The 23,003-nt window shown below is 69.0% G+C and carries 20 protein-coding genes; 4 read left to right on the top strand and 16 right to left on the bottom strand.

Going from position 1 to position 23,003, the window contains the following annotated elements; translation table 11 throughout:
- Positions 1-9: 9 nt before the first annotated feature.
- Both PV646_RS20555 and PV646_RS20550 read left to right on the top strand, forming a co-directional pair.
- Entirely contained in the window at positions 10-603 is a 594-nt protein-coding gene (locus PV646_RS20555; protein WP_500343780.1) for a lipocalin family protein, read from the top strand.
- Entirely contained in the window at positions 603-1,007 is a 405-nt protein-coding gene (locus PV646_RS20550) for a sigma-70 family RNA polymerase sigma factor (protein WP_500343779.1), read from the top strand. Before PV646_RS20555 ends, PV646_RS20550 begins: the two co-directional genes overlap by 1 nt.
- Positions 1,008-1,012: 5 nt before the next feature.
- Here the strand turns inward: PV646_RS20550 and PV646_RS20545 are convergent, their stop codons facing one another.
- From PV646_RS20545 to PV646_RS20530, 4 genes are all read right to left on the bottom strand, one after another.
- Positions 1,013-1,879, bottom strand: coding sequence for a MerR family transcriptional regulator (locus PV646_RS20545; RefSeq protein ID WP_500343778.1), 867 nt, complete (start codon positions 1,877-1,879; stop codon positions 1,013-1,015).
- Positions 1,876-2,166, bottom strand: coding sequence for a WhiB family transcriptional regulator (locus PV646_RS20540; protein WP_500343777.1), 291 nt, complete (start codon positions 2,164-2,166; stop codon positions 1,876-1,878). The genes PV646_RS20545 and PV646_RS20540 overlap by 4 nt, the downstream gene beginning before the upstream one ends.
- 343 nt (positions 2,167-2,509) lie before the next feature.
- Positions 2,510-3,184, bottom strand: coding sequence for a S1 family peptidase (locus PV646_RS20535; RefSeq protein ID WP_500345042.1), 675 nt, complete (start codon positions 3,182-3,184; stop codon positions 2,510-2,512).
- A gap of 294 nt (positions 3,185-3,478) precedes the next feature.
- Positions 3,479-6,355, bottom strand: a complete 2,877-nt coding sequence (locus PV646_RS20530; RefSeq protein ID WP_500343776.1) for a PAS domain-containing protein — start codon at positions 6,353-6,355, stop codon at positions 3,479-3,481.
- A gap of 212 nt (positions 6,356-6,567) precedes the next feature.
- On the opposite strand from PV646_RS20530, the gene PV646_RS20525 reads away from it, so the two are divergent.
- On the top strand, positions 6,568-7,266 hold the full coding sequence (locus tag PV646_RS20525; protein WP_500343775.1) for a class I SAM-dependent methyltransferase: 699 nt from the start codon (positions 6,568-6,570) through the stop codon (positions 7,264-7,266).
- 80 nt (positions 7,267-7,346) lie between these two features.
- Here PV646_RS20525 and PV646_RS20520 read toward each other — a convergent pair whose 3' ends face one another.
- The 6 genes from PV646_RS20520 to PV646_RS20495 all read right to left on the bottom strand — a co-directional run bounded on the left by PV646_RS20520 (position 7,347) and on the right by PV646_RS20495 (position 13,661).
- Entirely contained in the window at positions 7,347-7,895 is a 549-nt protein-coding gene (locus PV646_RS20520; protein WP_500343774.1) for a hypothetical protein, read from the bottom strand.
- A gap of 261 nt (positions 7,896-8,156) precedes the next feature.
- Positions 8,157-9,137, bottom strand: a complete 981-nt coding sequence (locus PV646_RS20515; RefSeq protein WP_500343773.1) for a LysR family transcriptional regulator — start codon at positions 9,135-9,137, stop codon at positions 8,157-8,159.
- Positions 9,138-9,255: 118 nt separating this feature from the next.
- Positions 9,256-10,404 (bottom strand): PucR family transcriptional regulator, encoded by a 1,149-nt coding sequence (locus tag PV646_RS20510; protein ID WP_500343772.1) that lies wholly within the window; start codon positions 10,402-10,404, stop codon positions 9,256-9,258.
- 80 nt (positions 10,405-10,484) lie between these two features.
- Complete coding sequence (locus PV646_RS20505; RefSeq protein WP_500343771.1) at positions 10,485-11,288, bottom strand: PucR family transcriptional regulator; 804 nt, start codon at positions 11,286-11,288, stop codon at positions 10,485-10,487.
- 715 nt (positions 11,289-12,003) lie between these two features.
- Complete coding sequence (locus PV646_RS20500; RefSeq protein WP_500343770.1) at positions 12,004-13,293, bottom strand: RNA polymerase sigma factor; 1,290 nt, start codon at positions 13,291-13,293, stop codon at positions 12,004-12,006.
- Positions 13,290-13,661 (bottom strand): YciI family protein, encoded by a 372-nt coding sequence (locus tag PV646_RS20495; RefSeq protein WP_500343769.1) that lies wholly within the window; start codon positions 13,659-13,661, stop codon positions 13,290-13,292. Before PV646_RS20495 ends, PV646_RS20500 begins: the two co-directional genes overlap by 4 nt.
- Positions 13,662-13,892: 231 nt before the next feature.
- On the opposite strand from PV646_RS20495, the gene PV646_RS20490 reads away from it, so the two are divergent.
- On the top strand, positions 13,893-14,321 hold the full coding sequence (locus PV646_RS20490; protein WP_500343768.1) for a hypothetical protein: 429 nt from the start codon (positions 13,893-13,895) through the stop codon (positions 14,319-14,321).
- A gap of 47 nt (positions 14,322-14,368) precedes the next feature.
- Here the strand turns inward: PV646_RS20490 and PV646_RS20485 are convergent, their stop codons facing one another.
- The 6 genes from PV646_RS20485 to PV646_RS20460 form a co-directional block, all read right to left on the bottom strand.
- Positions 14,369-16,219, bottom strand: coding sequence for a GAF domain-containing SpoIIE family protein phosphatase (locus tag PV646_RS20485; RefSeq protein ID WP_500343767.1), 1,851 nt, complete (start codon positions 16,217-16,219; stop codon positions 14,369-14,371).
- 220 nt (positions 16,220-16,439) lie between these two features.
- The gene (locus tag PV646_RS20480; RefSeq protein ID WP_500343766.1) at positions 16,440-17,327 is read right to left on the bottom strand and encodes an SDR family NAD(P)-dependent oxidoreductase; all 888 of its coding nucleotides are present in this window, start codon (positions 17,325-17,327) and stop codon (positions 16,440-16,442) included.
- On the bottom strand, positions 17,324-18,520 hold the full coding sequence (locus PV646_RS20475; protein WP_500343765.1) for a zinc-dependent alcohol dehydrogenase: 1,197 nt from the start codon (positions 18,518-18,520) through the stop codon (positions 17,324-17,326). The genes PV646_RS20480 and PV646_RS20475 overlap by 4 nt, the downstream gene beginning before the upstream one ends.
- Before the next feature lie 195 nt (positions 18,521-18,715).
- Positions 18,716-21,508: an AfsR/SARP family transcriptional regulator gene (locus PV646_RS20470; protein ID WP_500343764.1), complete on the bottom strand. Its 2,793-nt coding sequence runs from the start codon at positions 21,506-21,508 to the stop codon at positions 18,716-18,718.
- A 148-nt stretch (positions 21,509-21,656) separates the two neighbouring features.
- Positions 21,657-22,265, bottom strand: a complete 609-nt coding sequence (locus tag PV646_RS20465) for a hypothetical protein (protein WP_500343763.1) — start codon at positions 22,263-22,265, stop codon at positions 21,657-21,659.
- Between the two features lie 130 nt (positions 22,266-22,395).
- Complete coding sequence (locus PV646_RS20460; protein ID WP_500343762.1) at positions 22,396-22,980, bottom strand: response regulator transcription factor; 585 nt, start codon at positions 22,978-22,980, stop codon at positions 22,396-22,398.
- Positions 22,981-23,003 lie beyond the last annotated feature (23 nt).

The following is a 23,003-nucleotide window of genomic DNA, read 5'->3' as shown; positions in this document are numbered from 1 at the left end:
GGTGATCTCATGCGCTTCACCGCGGCGGCGGCGGCCATCGTGCTCGGACTGTTCCTGGTTCCCGCACCGGCGTCGGCGCAGACGACCGGCACCGAGGTGCGGCCGGTGCGCTCGGTCGACCTCGAGCGCTACCAGGGCCGCTGGGTGCAGGTGGCGGCGATTCCCCAGCCCTTCCAGGCGCAGTGCGCTCGCAACGACAACGCGGTGTACACCCTGCTGCCCGAGGGACAGGTGAAGGTCGTCAACTCGTGCACCCGTGCGGATGGCGGGATCACGTCGCTGGAGGGCAGGGCCCGTCAGGAGAATCCCGGCTCGACGTCGAAGCTGCAGGTGTCGTTCGTCAGGACCGCGGACGGGTGGAACTTCGACCGGCCGGGGACCTACTGGGTGATCGGCCTCGACCGCGACTACCGCTGGGCGGTGGTGGGCGCACCGGACCGCAGGTCGGGCTTCGTGCTGGCGCGCACCGCCACTCCGTCCAAGAAGGACATCGCCGGCATGGCGACAGCGCTGCTGCGCAACGGTTACGAACTCTGCGACTTCAAGATCACGGCGCAGGACGGCGGCGCTCCGGAGTCGGTTTCACCGTGTCCTGCCGAGTGATGAGGTCTTCGTCGCGCGCGTCCACCGCGCAGGACGCGGAGGAGGCTCCGCTCACTCGCGGAGCCTCGCGGACCCCGGTGTGCGCGTCCGTGCTCGAACGAACGTGCTTGGGCGAGCTGATGACCGCCGTCGCCCAGGGCGACCGGACCGCGTTCGGCCGTGTCTACGACCTGCTGTCGGTCCCGTTCCACCGCCTGGTCCTGATCAGTGTGCGGACCGAGGGTGGTCAGGCCGATCGCGAGACGGCGGTGGAGCAGGCGGCGCTCGACGCGTGGACGGGCGTCTGGCGCGATGCCCCGCAGCTCCTGCTCCACTCGCGTCGGCCACTGACCTCGGCCGACGCCGTCGCCTGGATCAAGAACAAGATCATCGGCAGCCTGGCGGCCCAGGCGCGGCACGGCTGAGCTGGTCAGGCGTCGCTGCCGGCGAGCACCAGTTCGATCGCGGCGGTGAGCGTTTCCGGTCGTCGCACGAACGCCGGGAGCGGGAGTCCCGCCCAACCCGGACCCGCGACCGCGAGCAGCGTGTCCGACCGCGCGTTCAGCTCGTTCAGCGGCACCCCGGCAGCCAGCTCGGCCCGATGCGCCCAGACGAGTGTCACGACGGGTTGCAGCAGCACCACGGCGTCGCACAACGCCTGGGACGGCACCCGCGCCCCGAGACCGCGCCACAGGCAGTCCTGTTCGGACAGTGCGGCACCGAGTGCCTCCAGTGGCAGCACGTGCTGCTCCTCCGGTGCGGTGGAGAGAAGGGCCGCCAGCACGCCCATCCTGCTCGGCCGGGGCACGGTGCGCAGAGCGTGCAGCACGGCCGCGCTCGCCACGTGCTCGATCTCCACTCCGCTTCCGCTCCGGGCGATCGTCTCGCCGATGTCTCCCAGGCAGGGGAGGAACACGGAGTTCCACGCGGCGACGACACCGTGTTCGATGACCAGCTTCCCGGCCAGGTCGAGCATCAACGGCTCGTCGAGTCGCTTGGCCGACGCGAGGAATCCGCGACGGGCGTCCTGTGCCACGTCGTCGGTGAGAGGCGACCGCGGCTGCGGCGGCCGGTGTGCCCGCGGCCGGCGGGCGAGTTCGGCGGCGGCGGCGGGAGCGACGCCCTGTGCGGTCAACGCGACCATGCGGCGGAGGCGTTCCACATCGGAGTCCTCGTAACGCCGGTGACCGCCTTCGCTGCGCAGGGAGGGGCCCAGGCCGTAGCGCTGATCCCACGTCCGCAGCGTCGTCGAGGCTATGCCCAGCATCGCCGCCACCGCGCGAGGCGTGTAGATCATCGCCTGCGGCGAGCCTGCTGGGTCAGGATCGCGCGCAGTTCGCTTTCCCCCAGCCCGCCCCAGATGCCGAAGGTCTCCTGCACCTCGAGCGCGTGTTCACGGCACTTCTGCATCACGGGACAGCGTTGGCAGACCGCCTTCGCGGCGGCTTCCCGCTGCTCCCGCGCCGCACCGCGCTCGTTGGGCTTGTGGAAGAAGTAGGTGCTGTCCATGCCTCGGCACAAGCCGGACAACTGCCAGTCCCACGACTCGGTGACAGGTCGAGGCAAACGAGAGAGCTCCGGCATGGCGCACGACCTTCATCTGTTCGGGCTAGTCACGATCATCCTAGAATCGACTCAGAATCGACGCAACTCAGGGTGATCGATGTGTGTCGTGGCCAACACCCGGCTCGGCCTGGCCGGCCGCCACCACGAGCACGGCTCGTCGGCTCGGCGGACGTCGCCGTGCCCGCCGCTGGGCGATCAGACGCGCGGCCCGGCACGTGCGGCTGGAATCAGCCGATGAACGCCTTTTCGCAGCGAAACGACTGATATCCGGTGCGATTCGAACGGCAGGCCGGGTGTGGTCGATTCGAATCCACACCCGGCCATTGTTCAGAGATCGGAGGAAAAGCCGCTCGGTTCTGAATCAGACTCCGGCGATGGTCGAAATCCAGGCTCGGTACGACGTGACGTTCGTGTAGTACGTGAGGCTGCGCCGATCACTGGTCGACGCGACTCCGACCTGGCGGCCGCTGGCGAACATCGGTCCACCCGAGTCGCCTCCCGCGGTGATTCCGTTCTGCGCGTTGGCCTCCACGGCGACACCGCCGTACCAGTCCCTGCCGCTGACCGAAGTGACCGTGAGAGTCGCGTTCTTCAGGTATTGGGACTGGCAATAGGTCTCCGGCTGGTCGGTGCAGGTCGCGCCCCAGCCGTAGACCTTCACCGCCTGCCCGCTGTACACGTCCGGCCAAGTGCCCAGGGGTGAGTAGGTCGCCGGCACCGAGCGGTCGAGGCGGGCGATGGCGAGATCGGCTGACGGGTGCCGCTGGATCTGGGTCGCGTACGCGACGGTGCCACCGGTCGTCTGGTCCAGGCTTCCGATCCGGAAGCTGACGGTCCCTCCGCCGTCGACGCAGTGCTTCGCGGTCAGGACGTACTGGGGTGCGATGATCGTGGCGGTGCAGGTCTGCTGCCCGTTGGTGAACAGGCGCGCGGCCCACGGCGCGTTGGTCGCGTAGTTGCCGCCGATGATCGACGGTGAGACGGGGTCGGGGGAGTCAGCCACCGCAGCCGGCGTCGTCGCGAACAGGGAAGCCATGGCTGCGCCGACGATCACTGAAAAGAGCTTGAACTTGTTCTTTCCCACTGATTCCTCGATTCTCGGGACGAATCCGCCGCAGGGTGAATCAGTGCTCGCCAATGAGGTGAGCACTGCGGGCAGGGGGCGGAAGAATCGTCGTGACGTCGTTCAGAACGAAGTATGGAACACGCATCAGGGGGTGGGTAGTGGTCCGGTTATTCATTGTTGGCGGAGTGGCGGGTCAGGCGTGAATGGACGAGTCGGCGGCGCCGGTCGTCGGGTGCGGCCTGCTCCGCGGTCGATGACGGCTGCTCAGTCGGTGTCCGGGGTCCGCACGTGCCGAGCAGCGACCGTCGGCGGCCAGGTCTCGGTGTCGAGCACACCGAGGTGGTAGGCGCGGGCGGTGATCGCCGCGGCGTTGTTGGCGGGGCAGCGCAGTTTCCGTGCCAGCTGTCGCAGGTGGTAGTCGACGCCGCGACGGGTCATTTTCAGGTGGGTGGCGATGTCGTTGAGGGCACGGCCTTCGGCTCGCAGAGCGAGGACAGCTGCCTCGGTCCCGGACAGCAGTAGCGCGGTGCGCGCCGCGGCCGGGGCCGCCAGAGGCTGAACGATGCCGACGATGGTGTCGGCCTGGTCGGTCGGATCCGTCACGCGGATGGCGGTGATGTCCACCGGGGTGCGGGACTGGTCCGCCGCACGCACGAAGGTCTTGCGGAACCGTGCCGTGGTGGTTCTGCGCCCCATGATGCCCTCGAGCGCGGCCTGTTCCGCGTCGTGGTCACCGACCTCCGAGAACTCCCGCACGTGCCGGTTCCTGAGCTGGGAAGCGCGCAGACCGAGCAGTTCGCAGAACGCGGGGTTCGCGTCGAGGAGCACTCCGTCGAGACTGGTGATCGCCATCGGAGTCGGGCTGCGGTCGAAGAGCGTCCGGTAGCGGTCCCTCCAGCGACCGAGTTCGATGCGCACCTGGTGCAGTTCGGTCGTGTCGATCCAGATTCCTGCCAGGCCGGTCTCCCCGTCCGGCAGAGGCAGGGGGAACCGGAAACCGGTGGCGCACGCCTCACCGTGCGAGCCGTCGTTGCGGATCCGCCGGGCGGTTCCGCCGAGCAGCGTGGCCTCGTCCTCCGCGACGTTTCCAGCGGCGAGTTCCGGCGGGTCGAGGTCGTTGGTGGTCTTGCCCACCAACGCGGTGAGTTCGGTCCGGTAGAAGCCGAGGTAGGTGGGATTGGCCCACACGTGCCCACCTTCGGCGTCCTTGATGTAGGCCGCTGCCGGCACGTGCCGCATGAAAGCCTCGAACCGCGCGTGGGCTGCGGCCGCCGCCGCACGGGCGTGTTCCAGCTCTGTCACGTCCGTGAACACACCTGCCAGCAGTTCCTCGCCCTGCGTGCCGTCCGTGGACAGCGGGAAGACCTGTCCTTTCTGGACTCGGCGTGTTCCGTCGACGACGTACTCGCCACGCACCTCGAGCGGACGGCAGAGCCGCAGGGCCGCGTCGTCTTCGTCGTCGGAGTCGTCGGTGTGCCAGGGAGCGCCGAGTTCTGCTGCCGTGCGGCCCATCACGTCACGGAGTTCCGGACCGCCGAGATGACGCAGGTGCAATTCGTTGGCCCACACGTAGCGGTGGGCCTTGTCCTTGATCCAGGCGCCCACCGGGGCGAGCCGCATGAACGCGTCGAACCGTGCGTGCGACGCGGTGATCTGCCGCTCGGCCTCGACCTGGTCGTCGACGTCCCAGGCCAGGGCGAGCACGCTCGTGATCTGGTCGCCTTCGCGCAACGGGGTGTACGAGACCTCGTGCCACCGATCACCGATGATGACGCGGGACAGCACGCGGTCTCCAGCGAGTGCGGCGGTCCAGTGTTCCTCGTCGTGCGGCCATCTGCGGCGAGGCGGCGCGGAGAGGAAGTCGCCGCTGATCGAGCCGATCGTGCCGTCGCGCTCGATCACGTTCACCAGGACCGGAAGCTGGGTGAGCACGGTCGACAGCCTGCCTGCCAAGCGCTCCTGGTCGCTGACGTCCATGAGCAGTGCGCCCACCGCCCGGATGCCCGCCGGGGAGCCGGGTGACGCGGGGTTCGGCTCGGCTCCGAGCGGGAACAGATCGCCCACCAGCACCAGGTTCCGTTCACCGAGACGGATCTCCCAGCGAGCGGGAACCGGCCGTCCGGTGCGCAGCACTTCGGCCACCGCCTCGTCGACCGACACGCTTCCGGAGTTGCTGAACAAGTGGTCCTTCAGCAGCGCTGAGCCCGGTTCGCCCGTGGCCGCGCGGATCTCGGCGGCCAGCGACGCCGTTCTCTCGTTGGTCCACCTGATGACGTGCTTGTCGTCGAAGACCGCCGCGTAGGCCGTCGTGTGCGCCATGAACTGTTCGAACCGCTCTTCGGCGTGGTCCGCTCGCCTGCGGGCGCTCTCCCGATCGGTGATGTCGAAGAACAGTTCGCCCACGAGTTGCTGGCCGGAGGGACTGAGCAACCGGAAACGGGCACCTTCCACCTCGAAGCGCCTGCCGTTCACCACGAACGCGTTCCGCTCGGGGAAGGTCTGGCCCGTCCTGCGCACGATCTCGTTGCGCTCGCGGTGGAGGTTCGGGTCGTCCGCGTCGTGCAGGCTGCCGGGCGCGGCCCCCACCAGGTCGACGAGTGGCCGCCGCATCATCCGGCAGTACGCGGCCGACGCCCACACCAGGCGGTCTGTGTGGTCACGCACGACGACCGCGGCCGGCGAGTGCTCGAGCACCTCCGAGGTCCACGTACGCGCTTCGGTCTCCGCCATCGTCGCGGCGTATGCCGCGGTCAGAGGTATCAGGGTTCCCGCAGCGCCGCGGACGGCACCCGAGACGTCCGCGATCGGCCACACCGAGTAGAGACACGCACCGCTCGGCATGTCGACACGCCACTGGACGCTCTCTCCGCTCAGAGCACGAAGGTGGGCTTCCCACGAGACCTCGCAGCCTGGCCGCTGAGGTCCAGGGCTGCGGCCGGCCCCCGTCCCGTCGAACCGGAGTCCGGGGTCGACCCCCAGGTAGTCCGCCAGAGGCGATCCGACCAAGGGCCTCGGGTGGCCGTCGAACATCCGACCGGCCACGTCCGTGAAGGCGAGACTCGTGTCGACGGCCCACACCGCCACCGGAAGGAGGTCCAGGCGCTCCTGCAGCTCACGAGCGTGCCGGCCAGTGTCGTCCATGAGCTCTCGAATCCCTCCGGCCACCGCGCGGTCGCTCTGCGTTTTCATCGTCCATTGCTGACACTCGCCGCACAGAACGGCAACAGCCAGGCACGTCGACCAACGGTGCGAATGCACAGTCGTGGGTGAGGTGAAGGGCGGGGACGACGCGGTGGGATGGGGGTGCGACGGCGACAGCCGGAGGCTGAGCAACTGCGACATCAGGACGGCACGTGACATCACGACGAGCGTTTGACGCCACGGACGCCATCGTGGTGCCTCATGCGATCGCCGTGCCGTCGCACGACCTGCACGACTACCGCTCGATGTTCGTCCTGGCCGAGGCGGATCTGCAGGCCGGCCCGATTCTGGACGTCGGAGGGGCCGCCGGAACGTTCGGTGCCCAGCTTCGTGCCAGAGGAGGCCAGGTTCTGGCCGTGGATCCGCTCTACACCCTCCCCGGAGCGGTGCTGCTGGAGGCGGTGCGCCGCACCGCGCGGCAGTCGGCGGCGGAGGCGTCCGAGCAGCCCGGGCGGTTCCACTTCGCGGTGGCCCAGGACCCCGAGACGTACTTCTCGGCGTGGACCGACAACGCGAACCGGTTCGTGGTCGACTACCACCCGGACGGACGGAACTACCTGCCACTGCGCCGAGGCCTGGACGTGCCGTCCGGCCAGTTCGCGCTGACGTTGGTCAACCACTTCGTGCACGTCCGGCCCGATGCTCCCGAAGGCGACGAGCTCGTGGGTTTCGTGCTCGAGTTGGTGCGCGTCACGCACGGCGAGGTACGGATCTTTCCGGTGGCCGAGGGACTGCGGCTTCGCTCGCTCGTCGAGCGCCTGGCTCGTGCGCACGTCGTGACCGTGCTGGAGCAGAGCCGTCACCGGTGCCGCCGAGGAGCCACCTCGATGCTGGTGGTCGCCGCGGCATGACCTCCGCCCAGCGCCGTCGCGCCCTCGGCCGGAGCGCGGGCCTCGACGCCCTGCGGCATCGAGACCCGCGAGACCCCTGATCAGTTCTGGACGAAGTAGCACTTCATGCCGCTGGGCACGCCGATCCAGCCACTGCCCACCACGACGTCGTTCGCACCGCCGCCGCCGACCGCCCTGTTGCGGACGAGGTACTCGTACTTCGCGTACTCGGGAACGCCCCACACGCGTCCTCCGCGAGCACCGACCGTGGCCGTGCAGCCGTTGGTGACCGTGATGCTCTTCGAGAGGCTGGAATCCACGCCGAAGGTCGCCATCAGCGAGTCCTTGATCAGCGTGACGTTGACGCTGGCGTTCACTCCGGCCGTCACGGTGTAGGTGCGGTTGTAGCCGCAGGTGATCGTGCCGGCGCCCACGGCCGACGCCGAGCACAGCGGCGCCGCGCCCGGCACGGTGTAGAACCCGACGAACTTCTTGTTGGAGACGTAACAACCGAATGGCGCGCAGAGGTCGGACGTGGCGTTCGCCGCCGTCTGCCCGGTCTGCGGTGCCGCCGACGCCGGCGCGGCGCCGAGCAGGGCGGACGCCAGCGCGACGAGAGCCACGGGGACGAAGCGCGAGGAGATTTTCATGGGGACTCCTGGGTTGAGCCGGCTCGTGCGGGCCGGCGCGACGTCTGGTCGTGCCGGTGCTTCGCATCCTTCGGCTGTGTCGCCGTGCGAGGTATCAGCCAGAACCGGAAGGATGTTCGTCGCGTTCGCGGAGTGCGGATGGCCCTTCCGCTTCCCGCGTCGTAGACTGCCCGGTCTCCGGCGCCCGCTGAGGTGAATCTCAGTCCTCGTCGGCGTTCTCGTGCCGAAGTGGACGGTTCGGGGCGCGGGCGAAGGCCTGCGCTAACTCATCGAACCGAGCTCGGCTCGCAGCCGATCGAGGTATGCGGGATTGCGCGCGGCGCGTCGTTGGTACCACAGGCGAGCGGCGGCGAGCACCACCGTCGCCGCCGGCGGCCGCAGCCGTTCCGGCTTCCACGCCACGTAGATCCATCGTGCGGGTCCGTCCTTGAGCGGCTTCACCAGGAACTCGCCCCTGGTGTCGATCGTGGCCGAGCTGAGCGAGATCGCGCTCCCGCCGGCGAGCAAGGCGCCCGCGGTCGATCGGTCCTCTGCCACGTGGCGCACGTCGGGGACGAATCCGGCGGCCGAACACATCTCTTCGAGCAGCTCGCGCATCGGGCCTCGGCCGGGAGAGATCCATTTCTCCCGAGCCAGTTCTCGGGGCACGATCTCGGTGCGGGAGGAGAGTGGATGGGTCAGTGGGATCGCCAGCCACACGGGTTCGCGGACGAGCCGGCGCACGGCCACACCAGTGGGCAGTGGGGGAGACTGGGCGAGATGTGGTGAGGTCGTCGTGTAGCAGATCGCCGCATGAATCTCGTCGCGTGCCAATGCTTGCAGAGCGGTCTCCGGAGGGAGGGTCGCCGCGTGCCACTCGACGTCCGGAGCCTCCCCCTTGAGTTGTTCCACGAGCTGGCTCAAGGCGTGCGAGTACGCGGCCAGGTGCACCTCAGCCGGAAACGGTTGCTTGCAGGCGGCCACACCTCTCAGCGCGCTGTCGTTCATCTGCTCCACCCACGTCAGCAAGGACTGCCCTTCGGCGGTGAGCCAGACCTCCCGGCGGTTGCGCCCGAACAACCTGGTTCCCAGCTGGCGTTCGAGACGTTGGACCTGTCTGGTCACCGTGGGCTGGGACGTGTGCAGTTCTACTGCGGCTCTGGTGAAGTTGCGCATCCGGGCGACCGCGAGAAACGCTCTGAGATCGTCCCACGCCGGTACTGGACTCGAACTTGTTTCGTGGACCACCCGCAACGCGGTCATGGCCTGCCCTTCTCCTTGTGTGCGCGCCGAACCTCCAGCATGTGACCACGAACGAACACGCGAGGCAGGGTGTCCAGATGTGCGGATGCACTGTGGCGCCTGAACGTCACGAAGCGCGTCAACGGACAACCGCGTCTTGGGCGGCGTCGAAGCGTGCGGAGAACAGTGCCGAGGCGAGAGTGCGCACACCTCGGGTTGTGAGAGGGTCGAATCCGCACACTTCCTGGATCTTCTTCAGCCGATAGTCCAGCGTGGCACGGTGCACGTGCATCGCGGAGGCGGCCGCCGTCCTGTCCAGATCGTGCTTGTACAACGCCTCCAGTGTGGCGAGGAGGTCGGGACCGCTGGAGAGCCGTGCCAGCAGACCCGCGAGTCGCCTCCGAGCCGGTCCGGTGTGCGACAGCGCCCACTCCACGAGGACGTCGTCGAAGGAGCAACCACCGGCCTGATCCGTGGCGGCGGCCAGCCTCGCGATGGTCCGCGCTTCGAGCACGGCGTCCGGAACACCACTCAACAGGTCGGGCCATGCCATTCCGGCGCTCACCGGTACACCCGTTCCCGCGGTGAGTTCAGCGATCAACGCTCTCACGTCGAGCCGACTCGGTGTGCCGGACCCGCAAGGGACCAGCAAGATCAGGTCGCGGTCGTCCGCCGGCGTGCTGAGCACGTCGGCGCGCACACTGCTCGTCGGCAGCATCCCCTGCGAGAGAACACGACCGGACGGCGCGAGCAGGTACACGACCGCGTACGTGTCGGGAAGCGTGATCGTCGCTGATGTCGTGCCGGTCGCACAGATCGGATCGCCTGCCACGAGCGCTGCCGCGAGCTCTGATCTCGCCTGGCGCTGACAGACCACAGTGGAGGTGGCTCGTGCCAGCGCGTGGTGGGCCTTCTGAGCGAGCGCCGCTTCGATCGCGACGCACCACGCGTTGACTCGCAGGAGGCGCGTTTGGTCATTTGGCGCTGCTCTGCTCCACAGGTGGCGCATGAGCACGTGCAAGGCTGCGTGAAACCCTTCAGTGACAGCAGCGAGATCCGCACCTGTGCTCGCGAGTGCCACGCAGTGGTCGATGAGGAAGGTCGTCTCACCTGGCCGCGGGGGACCGGCGTCCTTCGTCAGCCGTGCGAGCACACCGTCAGCGACGCGGTGGAGCACTTCGTCCGGTGTGGAGGACGCGTCCCCGTCCCGGATGGTGAAGGCCGCCTTCAGCACGGCGACCAGCTCCTCGTGCCCGACTTCGGAGATCGATGTGGCCGGTGTCCGCACGTGTGTGCCGCTCCAGTTCGAGTCTTCTCGTCGACCGCTGAGCCCGATCCAGGCGGCACCTGGCCTGACGGGGCATGACCTCACAGCACCTGTGCCACCGTGAGCGCCGTCGAGAACAGCACCACTCCTCGGGTGGAGGCCGGACAGAAACCAGTGAGCTGACGGATCCGCTTGAACCGGTACTCGAGCGTGCTGCGGTGCACACCCAGCGCACACGCTGTTCTGGTACGGCTCATGTCGTTGGCGTAAAAGGAGATCAGCGTCTCCACCAGTCGTGCACCCGCTTCGTCCAGCCTCGCGACGATTGCGCTCAAGCGTGCCGACACCTCCGCGTCGGTCGCCGCGGATTCCTCCACCAGGACGTCGAACTCGGTCACCACCCCCGTCAGCCCGGCGGCGTGACCGAGCGAGACGATGTCGGTTGCCCGGCGCAGGGCTGACTGCAGTTCTTCTGTTCCCGCCGGTCCGGCCAGGCCGACGACGGCCGCGCACGTGGCTTCGGCCACCCGGAGGGCGGACCCGCCGTCGTCATCACCTGTGATGGCGACGAGAACGCAGCAAATGCCCTTGTGGAAGGACACCAGCTCATCTTTCCGCCCGAGCTGTCCGGCTGCCTCAGGATCCAGAACCGCGGCGACCATCCACCTGTCGGCAAGCCGGATGCCGAGGTCTCCCGCCACCGCGCGTGCCGTGTCGGAATCCACCAGCAACGTCTCCGTCAGCAGTTCCCCCGACGATCTGGCGTTGTCTTCCTCCGCGTCCCGAACCAGGAGCATCACCACCTCGGAACGCAGCTGTCCACACCGGTCGGCGACGAGTTCCGACCTCCTGGCCGCACCGTTGAGGTTGTTCGCGCAGGCATCGGACCACAGGTGCCTCTGCACTTCGAGCTCCGCCAGTCTCAGGCCGGCGAGAACGTCACGGGTGGCTGCACGACCGCTGCGGACGTGCCCGGCGATCACCCGGCCGAGTCCGCGAAGCCTGCGACGCCAACGACTTCGAGACGCTGCGGCGCCGCCTCCTTCATCCAGGAGTGCCGACGCCAGCACCCCCGCCGAGACGGTGTCGCCGTGCTGGAGCGGAAGGGCGCCATCTGCCGGTCTGATCGCGGCGGCGATGGCTGTGGCCAGCTCGGATCGCCCGGCACAGCAGAGATCGAGGACGGTGCTGGTCGAGTTCGGTGTCATGCTTCCTGCGACATCTTCGAGCATCGTCTTACGTTCATCCGCTGGTGAAGTGGATCAGGGGCTCGGGACCGGCTTCGTTCGTCAGTGCTCCGGCAGAAGGAGTCCCGCCACCTGTGAGTGGCGAGATTCCGCTGCCGTTCATGGCATTCCGCACGATCTTCTGCTGCCTGTCGTCAGTCGTGTGCGCACGCACCGCTCGAGATGCGGGGCTCCACGCGCTGGGAGAGAGCAGCATGTGGAGCCCCGCACTCCGGACTGGCCGGATGACACCTCGGGAACATCCCGGCGACGCGAGGGTGGGAGTCACCGGGGACCGTCGGCGCGACTTCAGTCTGGTGGTGACAGCCGCACGTGACACCGTGGCGTTGATGTGCATCGGCACACCTTCGCGTCGCGAGCGGCGGCCGCCGCCTCATCGTCGATCCGGTGGGTCGAGACGGTCGGCCTTGCCGTGCAGGTACCGCTGTTCGACGTGGTTGCCGGTGAGAGCCGCCGCCTCGCGGTAGAGGGCGGCGGCGCCGGTGATGTCGCCGGTCATCTGGAGCAAGTGGGCGCGGACGACGCGTCCCCTCTGGTGGACCAGCGGGGCCTGGTCCAGGTGATGGCGCTCGGTGAGATCGTCGAGCAGGGCCAGCCCTCGTGTCGGGCCGTAAGCCCGGGCCACCGCGACGACCCGGCTGAGCTGGACGGGCGCGCTGGGGGCGAGTCGTTCGAGCCAGAGGTAGAGGGCCGCGATCTGCGGCCAGTCCGTCTGCTCGGGCGACTCGGCGGTGGCGTGGACGGCCGCGATCGCGGCCTGCAGCTGGTAGGGCCCGATCTCGCGCCGGTGCCAGACGCCCTCGATCAGTGCGGTGCCCTCGCGGATGAGGTCCGCGTTCCAGCGCGTCCGGTCTTGTTCGTCCAGCGGTACCAGTTCGCCGTCATCGCCCGTCCTGGTCTGCTGGCGTGACTCGGTGAGCAGCATCAGCGCCAGCAAGCCGGTCGCCTCGGCCGACAACGCGGAGGCGGTCGTGTGGTCGGCCGACAGGGTGTCGCGGAGCATGCGGGCGAGCCGGATCGCCTCGTGGGTCAGGTCGACGCGGGTGAGCTCCTCGCCGGACGAGGTCGTGTAGCCCTCGTTGAAGATCAGGTACAGCACCTGCATGACCGCGGAGACCCGGCCGGCCCGGTCGTCGTCGGACGGCGGGGTGAACCGGGCGCCCGCGCGAGCGAGTTGTTGTTTGGCGCGGCTGATCCGGGTGCCCATGGTGTTCTCGGTCGTGCCGTGGGCGTGCGCGATCTCGGCGGTGGTCAGGCCGCCGACCGCGCGCAGGGTGAGGGCCACCTGGGAGGTGGTCGGCAGGGCGGGGTGGCAGCAGAGCATCAGCAGGGTGAGGCTGTCGTCGACGTCCGGTGGCGGGCCCGCGTGGCGTGCCGGTTCGTCCAGAGCCACCTGGGCCAGGCTGGCTTCGTGCTCACGTCTGCGCCGAGCCTGTTCGGAACGGAGCAGGTCGACCATCTTCCGGTAGCCGACGCGGATGAGCCAGCTGCGCGGGTTCTCCGGCACACCGTCGGCGGGCCACGTCCGGCTCGCGGCGAGCAGCGCCTCCTGCACCGCGTCCTCGGCGACGTCGAACTGGCCGAACCGCCGCACCAGCGCGCCGAGCACCTGCGGCGCCTCGGTGCGCAGCAGGTGCTCGACGTCCCTGGCGAGGTGGGTCATGCCCCGAAGTCCTCGCCCATGATCGGGCGGATCTCGATCGGCTCGCCGAGCGCGTCGACGATGCGCGCGACGATCTCGACAGCGCGCTCGTGACTGACGACGTCGATCACGGCGAAGCTGGCCAGCACCTCTTTCAACTCCGCGAACGGTCCATCGGTCGCCACGACACCCTCCGCGGTCTTGCTCACCGTGGTGCTGACCGCCGGGTGCCCGAGGCCCTCGCTGGTGACGAACTCACCGCTCTCGACCAACTCCTTCTCGAACTCCTGGTAGACCGCGAACGCGGCCAGCGCCTCGTCCGAGGCGGTGTCGGCACTGCCAGCGTCCCAGGAGGCGGCCGGGGTGTAGCTCAGCAACAGGTACTTCACGTTGATCCTCTTCGTCGATCTTGCCGGGGGAGAACGTAGGTGGTTCAGGCGTCCGCAGGCAGCGACCGCGCGACGACGGCCGTCCAGGAGGACGCGCTCGCCGCAACGACGTCGCTGTTCTCGGGATCTCGACACAGCCCAAAAGTGACCTGGGGCACACCGACTGGACGTCGAGATCTCGCGGTCGTCTCCGAGGTAACGGCATTCAGCGAACCACCTGAGGAGGACGACATGTCAGAACAGACCATCCACCCGAGTGCCGACCTGCAGGCCCTCGACCGGCTCGTGGGCACCTGGAAGGTGACCGGTGGCGTCGAAGGAACCGTGCGCTACGAGTGGATGCCCGGCCGGTTCTTCCTGCTCCAGCAGGTCGAGCTCACCCAGTTCGGTCAGCCTGTCACGGGGATGGAGGTGATCGGCAACCTCCGTCCGTTCGGCGAACCGGCCGGCGCGGACGTCGTGTCCCGGTTCTACGACTCGACCGGCAACACCCTCGACTACGTCTACGAACTGAAGGGTGACGTGCTCACCATCTGGGGCGGCGCGAAGGGCGGCCCCGCGTACTACCAAGGCACGTTCAGCGCCGACGGCACCACGGTCACCGGAGAATGGGTCTACCCCGGCGGCGGTGGATACGCCAGCACCATGACCCGGATCTGAGCCGGCTGCTCGCTCCACGCCCCGCACCGCTGAGGCAGCACAGCGGGCTAGGGGACACGAATGGCGAGCAGGGCGATGTCGTCGTCAGGACCGATGCCGCCGACGTCGTCAGCGAGGAGGTCCAGCAGCTCCGGCAGGGGGCGTTCGCCGTGCTGGGCGACGACGGAGATGACGTGGGCGGCGCCGACGTCGATGTCGCGGGCGCGGTCGTGGCCGGGCCTTTCGATGAGGCCATCGGAGTAGAACAGGACACAGGTTCCTGGTGTGAGCGTGACCCGGTGCGTCGTGCGTTGTGGTGGCGCCATACCGGGAAAGATCATGAGGTCGTGGCCGCCCACGGCGTCGACGTCGCCGTGGGGCCGGCGCAGCAGCGGATGCGGGTGTCCGGCGTTGGTCCAGGTCAGTTCCCAGTAGCCGGCGTTCGTAGGTCGCAGGTGGGCGTGCACGAGGGTGCCGGAGGCGTTCACGCCGAGCGTGACGTTCGCGTGTTCGAGCGCGGACACGACTCGGGCGGGGCCGGCATCGGGGTGGTCGAGATCGGCTTGGCGCAGCATGCTGCGGATCTGGCCCATTTTGGTCGTGGCCTGCATGTCGTGGCCGGTGATGTCGCCGATCGTCACCGCGAGCGTGGCCGAATCGGTGGTGGTGGCGGGGAGTGAGTAGGCGTCGTACCAGTCGCCGCCGACCAGTTCGCCGGTGGCGGCGGGCCGGTAGAGCGCGGCGATCTCCACGTCGTCGACCGCGGGCAGTTCGGTGAGCATGGCCTGCTGCAGCTCTCGGGCCACGATGATGCGGTGGTCGACGAACATCGCGCGTTCGATGGCGCGGGCGGTGTATCCGGCCAGCGCGGTGATGATGGCGCGTTCCAGCGTGTCGAGTTCGTGCGGCGTGTCCCAGCCGATCACGAGCGTGCCCAGGGGGCCGAACGTGCTGGGGAGCGGGACGCAGATCGCGGTGTGCAGGTCGAGCATGCTCCAGGCGTCGACCGCGTCGCGGCTGTAGGCGCCCGCAAGGAGGTCCTCCGTGCCGTGGATGATCACGGTGGTGTTGTCACGGGCCGAGCGAGCGGTCGGCCACTGCTCGTCGAGGCCGTAGCGCTCGTAGGCGTGTTCCATGACCGCGGCGTCATCGTCATCGTCGATCAGGCGCCGCAGCCGGGTGCCCTCGATCAGGATCAGGCCGACGTAGCGAGGCTTGAGATCGCCGGTGATCAGATCGCGGACCTGCCGGCGGACCTGGTGCAGACCTGTCGTGTTGGCGAGATCGGTGGCCGCGCGCAGCAGCAGTTCCGCGCGGGTGAGTTCGACCTGGGTGCGTTCGGTGCGCGCGCTGGCTCGGGCGTTGGCCGCGTCGGCGCGGCGCGACACGATGAGCAGCCGCAGTTCGGCGCTGCACGCGGCGGCCAGGTCGACCAGGTCTTGCAACTGGGCGTCGCTCCACTGGTGGGGTGTGGTGTCGATCGCGCACAACGAGCCCAGAACGTTGCCGTCGTCGTCGGTGAGCGGCACGCCGACGTAGGCGGCGACCCTGAGCTCGGTGACCGCGGGGTGTGCGCACCAGTTCTGGTCCGCTTCGGTGTCGTGCAGCACGAGCGGGCGGCCGGAGTGCAGGACGTGCTGGCACAGCGAGTGCGACAGCGGCGTGGTGCGGGTGCCGGCCCAGGGCTCACCGAGCCCGATGAGACCGGGGAAGATCTGCCGGTCCGGCTCCACCAGCGCGACCAGCGCGATCGGGACGTCCAGGACTCTGACGACCAGCCGTGCGAACCGGTCCATTCCGATGTCCGCGTGCGCGGTCAGCCCGGTGGCGTGCACCGCGTTCTCGCGAGCATCGCCCAGCGGCCCCGGCTCGGGGCGGGCGGTGCCTGTGTGGGATTTTTCCGGGCGCTCCTCGCCCACAGCCGCACCCCCACCTGGGACGAAGTCGTTGTCGATCTCAAATTTAAGGCCCACCGGAGGAGAAGGCATGATGAGTGACGCTGCGTTTTGTCTGCGGCCGCGATGAGCTCTACCGGCAGCGGCGGGGGAGGACAGGGACACGGTGGCCACCACCGTGAGCGCGAGGCACACCGCACGACCGCGTCCCCGACCCGCCGACGCGATCGCGCCGCTGAACACGTCACCGCTTGACGGGCCACCGCCCGAAGACTCCCTCGCCTGTCGCCACTGGCTTGAACACGTTGCCAGGGGTGGGCGAAACGGCTCCTTTCGTCAGCGCCGCGAGACGGAACAGCGGCCCGACCAGCCGGTCGTACAGGCTCGGCAGGCACCGGAACGCCGAAACGATCAACGGATTGGCCGGGCCGACCGGAACGGAGACGTGTCGTCGAGGCCGGTCGGCCAGGCGGACGATCGCGGTGGCGACGCGGTCGGGACTCAGGACCGGGATCGGTGGCCGTGCCGCGCGACCGGTGTAGTTGGCGGCCTGGTCGTACACCGGCGTGTTGACGCTGCCGGGACTCACGATGCACACGTGCACCCCGCGTTCGTCGCGGGTTTCCTGTTGCAGGGTGCGCAGAATCGCGCGCTGTCCCCATTTGGCGGTGGAGTAGGCGCCCATCTGCGGGACGGTGATCGAGCCGAGCAGGGAGTTCACCGCGATGAACACCCCTGTGTGCTGACGGCGCAGGACGGGCAGGACCGCTTGAGCGAGGTGGAGCGTGCCGTGGATCGCGGTGTCGACGACGGTGTTGAACACCTCCGCGGGCATCGACTCCACGGTGCCGTATCCCATCACCGTCGCGCTGTGCACCACGACGTCGATGCGGCCGTGCAGGTCCAGCGCCCTCGCGACGATCCTGGCGGCGCCACCGGAATCGGCTATGTCGTCGACGACGACGTCCACCGCGCCGGCTCCCACCGCGCGGCAGGCCTTCTCCGCGGCGTCGAGTGCCTGGCCGCTGCGGGAGGCCAGCACGAGGTCCTCCCCGCGAGAGGCGAACGCCGTCGCCGCGGCGAGCCCGATCCCGCTGCTGGCTCCGACCACGAGCACGACCTTCCCGGTCATGGGGTCAACACGACCTTGATGCAGCCATCGCTCTTGGCGCGGAACATCTCGTACCCGCGTGCGGCGTCGGTGAGCGGGATGCGGTGCGTGGTCAGGTCCAGCGTGCCGAGCGGGTCGGCCGGGTCGAGCACCAGCGGCAGGATGTCGTCGGTCCAGCGGCGCACGTGGGCCTGGCCCATGCGCAACTGGATGCCGCGGTCGAACATCTCCATCATCGGCATCGCGTCCACCTCGCCGCCGTACACACCGGACACCGACACGGTGCCGCCGCGGCGCACGCCCTTCATGGCGGCGTGCAGAGCGTCGAGGCGGTCGACGGCCAGCTTGTCGATCACCTTCTGGGCGAGCGCGTCGGGCAACATTCCGGCGGCCTTCTGTGCCAAGGCGACGGCGCCTCCACCGTGGGCCTCCATGCCGACGGCGTCGATGGTGGCGTCCGGACCGCGGCCGTCGACCATCTGGATCAACGCGGCCGCCAGTTCGTCGGCGCCGCCGAACTCGTCGAAGTCGACAGGTTCCGCGCCGTGCCGTTCAGCCAGCGCGAGGCGTTCGGGAACCCGGTCCACCCCGATGACGCGGCCGGCGCCGAGTTGCCGCGCGATCCGGACCGCGAACTGCCCGACCGGGCCGAGACCGAGCACGGCGACGGTGCCGCCGGGTGGCACGTCGGCGTACCGCACGGCCTGCCACGCCGTCGGCAGGATGTCGGAGAGGAACAGGAACTGCTCGTCGGGTGTGCCGTCCGGGACGACGATCGGCCCGAACTGGGCCTGTGGCACGCGGAGGTACTCTGCCTGCCCGCCGGGCACCGAACCGTAGAGCGAGGTGTAGCCGAACAGGCTCGCGCCCTTGCCCTCACTGCGGACCTGCGTCGTCTCGCACTGCGCGAACAGGTCGCGCTCGCACATCCAGCAGTGTCCGCAGGAGATGTTGAACGGCACCACGACCCGGTCACCCACCTTGAGGTGACCACTCGCCTCGGCGCCCACCTCCTCGACGACGCCCATCGCCTCGTGACCGAGGACGTCGCCCGGCTTCAGGTACGGGCCGAGCACCCCGTACAGGTGAAGGTCCGAACCGCAGATGGCGGTCGAGGTGACCCTGACGATCGCGTCCGTCGGTTCCTCGATGCGCGGATCCGGCACGTCGACGACCTCGACGTTCTCGTTTCCTTGCCACGTCAGCGCTTTCATGACTGCGACACCCCCTCCGCCGACGTGGTCGGCCTCGCGAGCTCGGTCGCAACCACACTGCGAACACGTACGTCCGCCATTCCGAACGGGATCTGAGGCATACGGCTGCTCCTGTCGACTGTTCACTGACAGGGCAGCCATACCCAGGCAATCGACTCAGAAACGTTTCGAGGGTCGTGAGGGCGACGCGGCATCTCAGGTCCCAGCCGGTCGTGCCGCTCGTCGAAGATCTCGCCCGGCCTGTGCGGGCAGGCCGGCGAGTTGCTTTCGGACGCGTTCCGCCTCCTCGGTCCTGCCTTGCTGCTCGTAGATCTCCAGCGCCTCCTGCCACACCGCACGCGCCTGGTCGTGCCGGCCGAGCGCGGCGTACGGCGCACCGAGTCCCGCCAGGGCCTCCGCGATCCCGTAGTCGTAGATGAGTTCTCGTTGCAGCGCCAAGGAATGCCGGTAGTGGTCGACGGCCAGCGCGTGGTCGCCGGCGAGGTGGGCGATGTAGCCGAGGCTGTCCAGCACCCCTGCCTCACCGGCCGGGTCGTCGTGCTCGCGGTGGAGCTCCAGAGCGGCCAGGCAGTGCTCACGCGCCACGTCGTGCTGACCGAGCCGGGCGGCGAACCAGCCGACGCCGTTGAGCGATCCGGCCTCCCAGACCCGGTTGCCGAGCGCGCGGCAGAGCTCCAGGGACCGGACCGAGTGCTCCAATGCGTTCGTGTCGTCCCCTTGCTGCTCGTACGCCCTGGCCAGGGCTGTGTGGGTGTGGGCCTGTGCGGTCTGGTCGTGTTGCTGCTCCGCCAGGACGAGAGCGCGCAGAAGGTGGTGGAGGGCCTGCCGGTGCCGGCCGAGGTCGGCGTTGACGAGTCCGAGCTGGCGGTGCCCGAGCACGGTGGCGGCCGCGTCGGGCCCCTGCTCGGTCGCGATCAGCGCGGTCTCCCAGGCACGGATCTGGGCGTGGTGGTGTCCGCGGAGCTGGTGGAAGGTGGACAGCGACCACGCCAGCTGCCAGACGGCGCGGCGCCACCCCAGTACCGCGGTGGCGTTCTGGGCCGCCAGCAGACAGGCGTGCTCCGCGTCGAACCACGCCATGGCCGCCGCCGTGTCGGGCAACGGCTGAGGTGTGTGGCCCGGTCCGTCGAGCTCGATGTCCACGCGGTGTGGATACAGCAGGCGATCGGCGGCGTGGGCGGTGTGCAGGTAGAAGCCGATCACCCGGCGCAACGCCGCCTCCCGCGCCTCCCCGTCCAGGTCGCGGTGCGCGACGTCCGCGGCGTAGTGGCGGATCAGGTCGTGCATCCCGTAGCGGCCTCGGGTGTTCTGGCTGAGGAGCGACGCCTGTTCCAGGCCGCGCAGCGCGGTCCTGGCCTTGGCCTGGGACAGACCGGTCAACGCCGCGGCGCCGGGCAGGCCGATGCCCGGTCCCGGCGCGATGGCGAGCAGTCCGAGCACCTCGGCCTGTTCGCTGGTCAGCGCGGTGTAGGACAACGACAGCACGGCGGGCAGGCTCGCGACGGGGTCTCCCTCGTCGAGCACGTCGAGCAGGCTTTCGCGCAACTCGGCCGTGAGCGCGGACAGCGACGTCCCGGGACAGGTGCGCACGCGTCCCGCGATGATGCTCAACGCGAGCGGGTAGCCGCCGCACAGCTCCACCAGTTCGTCGACGGCGTCGTGTTCCGCTTCGACCTGCGCGGCTCCGAGCCTCGCGACGAGCAGGTCCCTGGACGCGGCGTCGCTGAGCGCGTCGAGGACCAGGTGCCGGGCGCCGTGCCCGGTGGCCAGTCCGGGCATCCGGTTGCGGCTGGTCACCAGCACCGTGCACGACGTGCCGCCCGGCAGCAGCGGGGTGACGTGGGCGGTGTCGGCGGCGTTGTCGAGGACGAAGAGCATCCGCCTGTCCGCGACGAGGCTGCGGAACAACGCGCTCTGGGTATGCGGGTCGGCCGGGATGCGGCCGGGCTCGATCCCGAGGGCGTCGAGGAACCCGCGCACTGCGGCGGCAGGGGACAGCGCGCCGCCCTCGGGGCTGAAGCCGCGCAGGTCGACGTGCAGCTGGCCGTCGGGGAACCGATGGGCGTGCCGGTGGGCCCAGTGCAGAGCGAGCCAGGACTTGCCGATACCGCCGGAGCCGACGATGGCCGTGATGGGGGAGTGGTCCAGGAGGGAGTCCAGGACGGTCAGCTCGTCCTGACGGCCGAGGAACGGCGTGGGCGTCATCGGCAGCTGCCGGGGAATCGCCGTCGCGCTCCGGGACTCGCCGGCGGGAACGTGATCGGCGGTCAGCAACTCCTGGTGCAGGTCCTGCAACGCAGCGCCGGGCTCGGTGGCGAGCTCCTCGCGCAGGCGCGCGCGAAACCTCCGGTAGAGGTCCAGCGCGTCGCCGGTGCGGCCGGCCTGCCGCAGGGCCAGCATGTGCTGGCCCATCACCCGTTCGTCCAAGGGCAGCTGTGCGCCGCGTGCGGAGAGCACGCTCACCAGCTGAGCACCTTTTCCGCGACGCAGCAGTGCGTCAGCCAGGTCGTGCTCGGCCTCCAGCCGCTCCTGCGACAGCCTGTCGCGTTCGGCTTCCGCCCACTCGCCGTTCACGCCGGTCAGCGGCTGTCCCTTCCACAGCGCCAGTGCCTCGTTCCACAGGCTCACCGCCTGGCTGTCGTCATCGCGGGCGCGGGCGCACAATGCACGGAACTGCTGCAGGTCCGTCACCGGCTCGGTCTCGGCGAGCAGGGCGTAGCCGCCGGAGCGGGACACGATGCTCACACCGGTCCCCGTCCCGGCCAGCGCTCGGCGCAGCCGGGAGATGTAGCTGTGCAGGACCGCCCGCGACCGGTGCTCCGCGTCCGCTCCGGAAACCCGTACGACAAGTCGGTCCACCTGCACCACGCCGCCCCAGTCGAGGGCGAGCGCGGCCAGTACGCACCGTTGCTTGGGCGACCCCAGATCCACCGGTCGCCCGTCGACCTCGGCGCCGACCTCACCCAGCAGGCGAACCACCACTGCCACGACACCGCTCCCCGCCTCGAACCCGTTCCGTGATCATGACAGCACGGAGCGAGACGGTGCACGAGTACGGCAGTGACCGAACGTCTGGCAGCGAACGGCCCGCCGATGGACTCCATCGGCGGGCCGTTCTGAACGCTCAGGTCGTGGCTCAGCGAATTCGGTTGATGCAGCCCGCGATGGCGACGGCGAGTGCGACCTTCGGGTTCTCGGCGAGGTAAGCAGGATCGTTGCCGGCCGCCTTCACGATCGCGTCCCGGGCGCCGTGCAGGCAGCGGGTCGCTTTGCGCAGAGACCAGACCTTGGCTTTCTTGGCGGCGTCGACGATCGATCGCCAGTTGTTCTTGACGAACTTGAGGATCTCGGACAACGGGAGTTTCCCGGGCGTGTCGATGGCGCCCTTTTCCATCTCGTTGATCTGCTTGATGCTGAGCCGGAACGCTGCCACCGCCTCGGCGTCGAGGGCAGCCACCACGTGATCGGGTGCGTTCAACGACATGCCCTCATCGGTGATGGTGACGTAGGGCTCGAGTGCCTCGGCCGCGATCGCCACCTCCTGCGGCTTCCGCGCCTCCAGCTCCGCGACGTGGTCGAAGATGGGTTCCTTCGCCACCTGGTTGCTGACGCTCGCGGACTCCGTCCGGCTTTCCGGGGCCGCTGTCGCCGCGCCGGTCGTCGCGGCCAGTCCGATCGTCGAGACGAGCGTGAGTGCGACGGCGGTGATCAGACCGCGGCGACGGCCCATGCTGTTCCTGGACATTGCTGCTCCTTGGCTGGCCTCAGTGAAAATTGCCGGTTCGCATCCTTTGTCGCGGCAATGCGAGGATTCGAACAATGTGAACGTAGCGAATCGGTTCGTTCCCGGCCCTGTCCCGAAGTACGGTCTTCGCTCATCTGGCCTGGGATGACCCTGTCCGTTGGACCAGGGTCATCACCTGGCGGCGATCCCGCAGGTCGAGTTTCATGAGGATGTTCGAAACGTGGTATTTAACGGTGCGCACGGTCACCGTCAGCCGGGTCGCGATGTCTCGATTCGAATCGCCGGTGGCGATCAGGGACAGCACTTCTCGCTCACGTCTTGTGAGCCCGTCGAGTTCGACTTCGGCCACTTCCACTCCCGTGGAATCCGTGAAGCTGTCCATCACATGGCTCACGAGAGACGGCGCCAGGAAGGCTTGCCGCGCGACGGCGGCCGCGACAGCGCCGATGATCTCCTCGGTGGGCCCGTCCCGGAGGGCGATGGCTCTCGCTCCGGCGCGCATCAGCGGGATCACGGCGTCGTCGTTCCCCCGCCGAGTCAGGGCCACCACTCGTTTCCCGAAGCTGACCGCCGCTCCGCACCAGCGCACCGCCTCCCGGTCGGCCGCGGTGCAGTCGATGACCACGACCTCCGCGTCCAACGGCGCACACAGGTCCTGAGCGGCTGTTGTCGCGCGAACGTTCAGCACGCCTGGCAGACGGCGCACCTCCTCCATCAACCCGATGCGAAAAGCTGTGT

The sequence above is a fragment of the Streptomyces sp. ID05-26A genome, from assembly GCF_033794685.1.
Lineage (GTDB): Bacteria > Actinomycetota > Actinomycetes > Mycobacteriales > Pseudonocardiaceae > Lentzea.
This window is presented reverse-complemented; position numbering and strand designations above follow the sequence as displayed.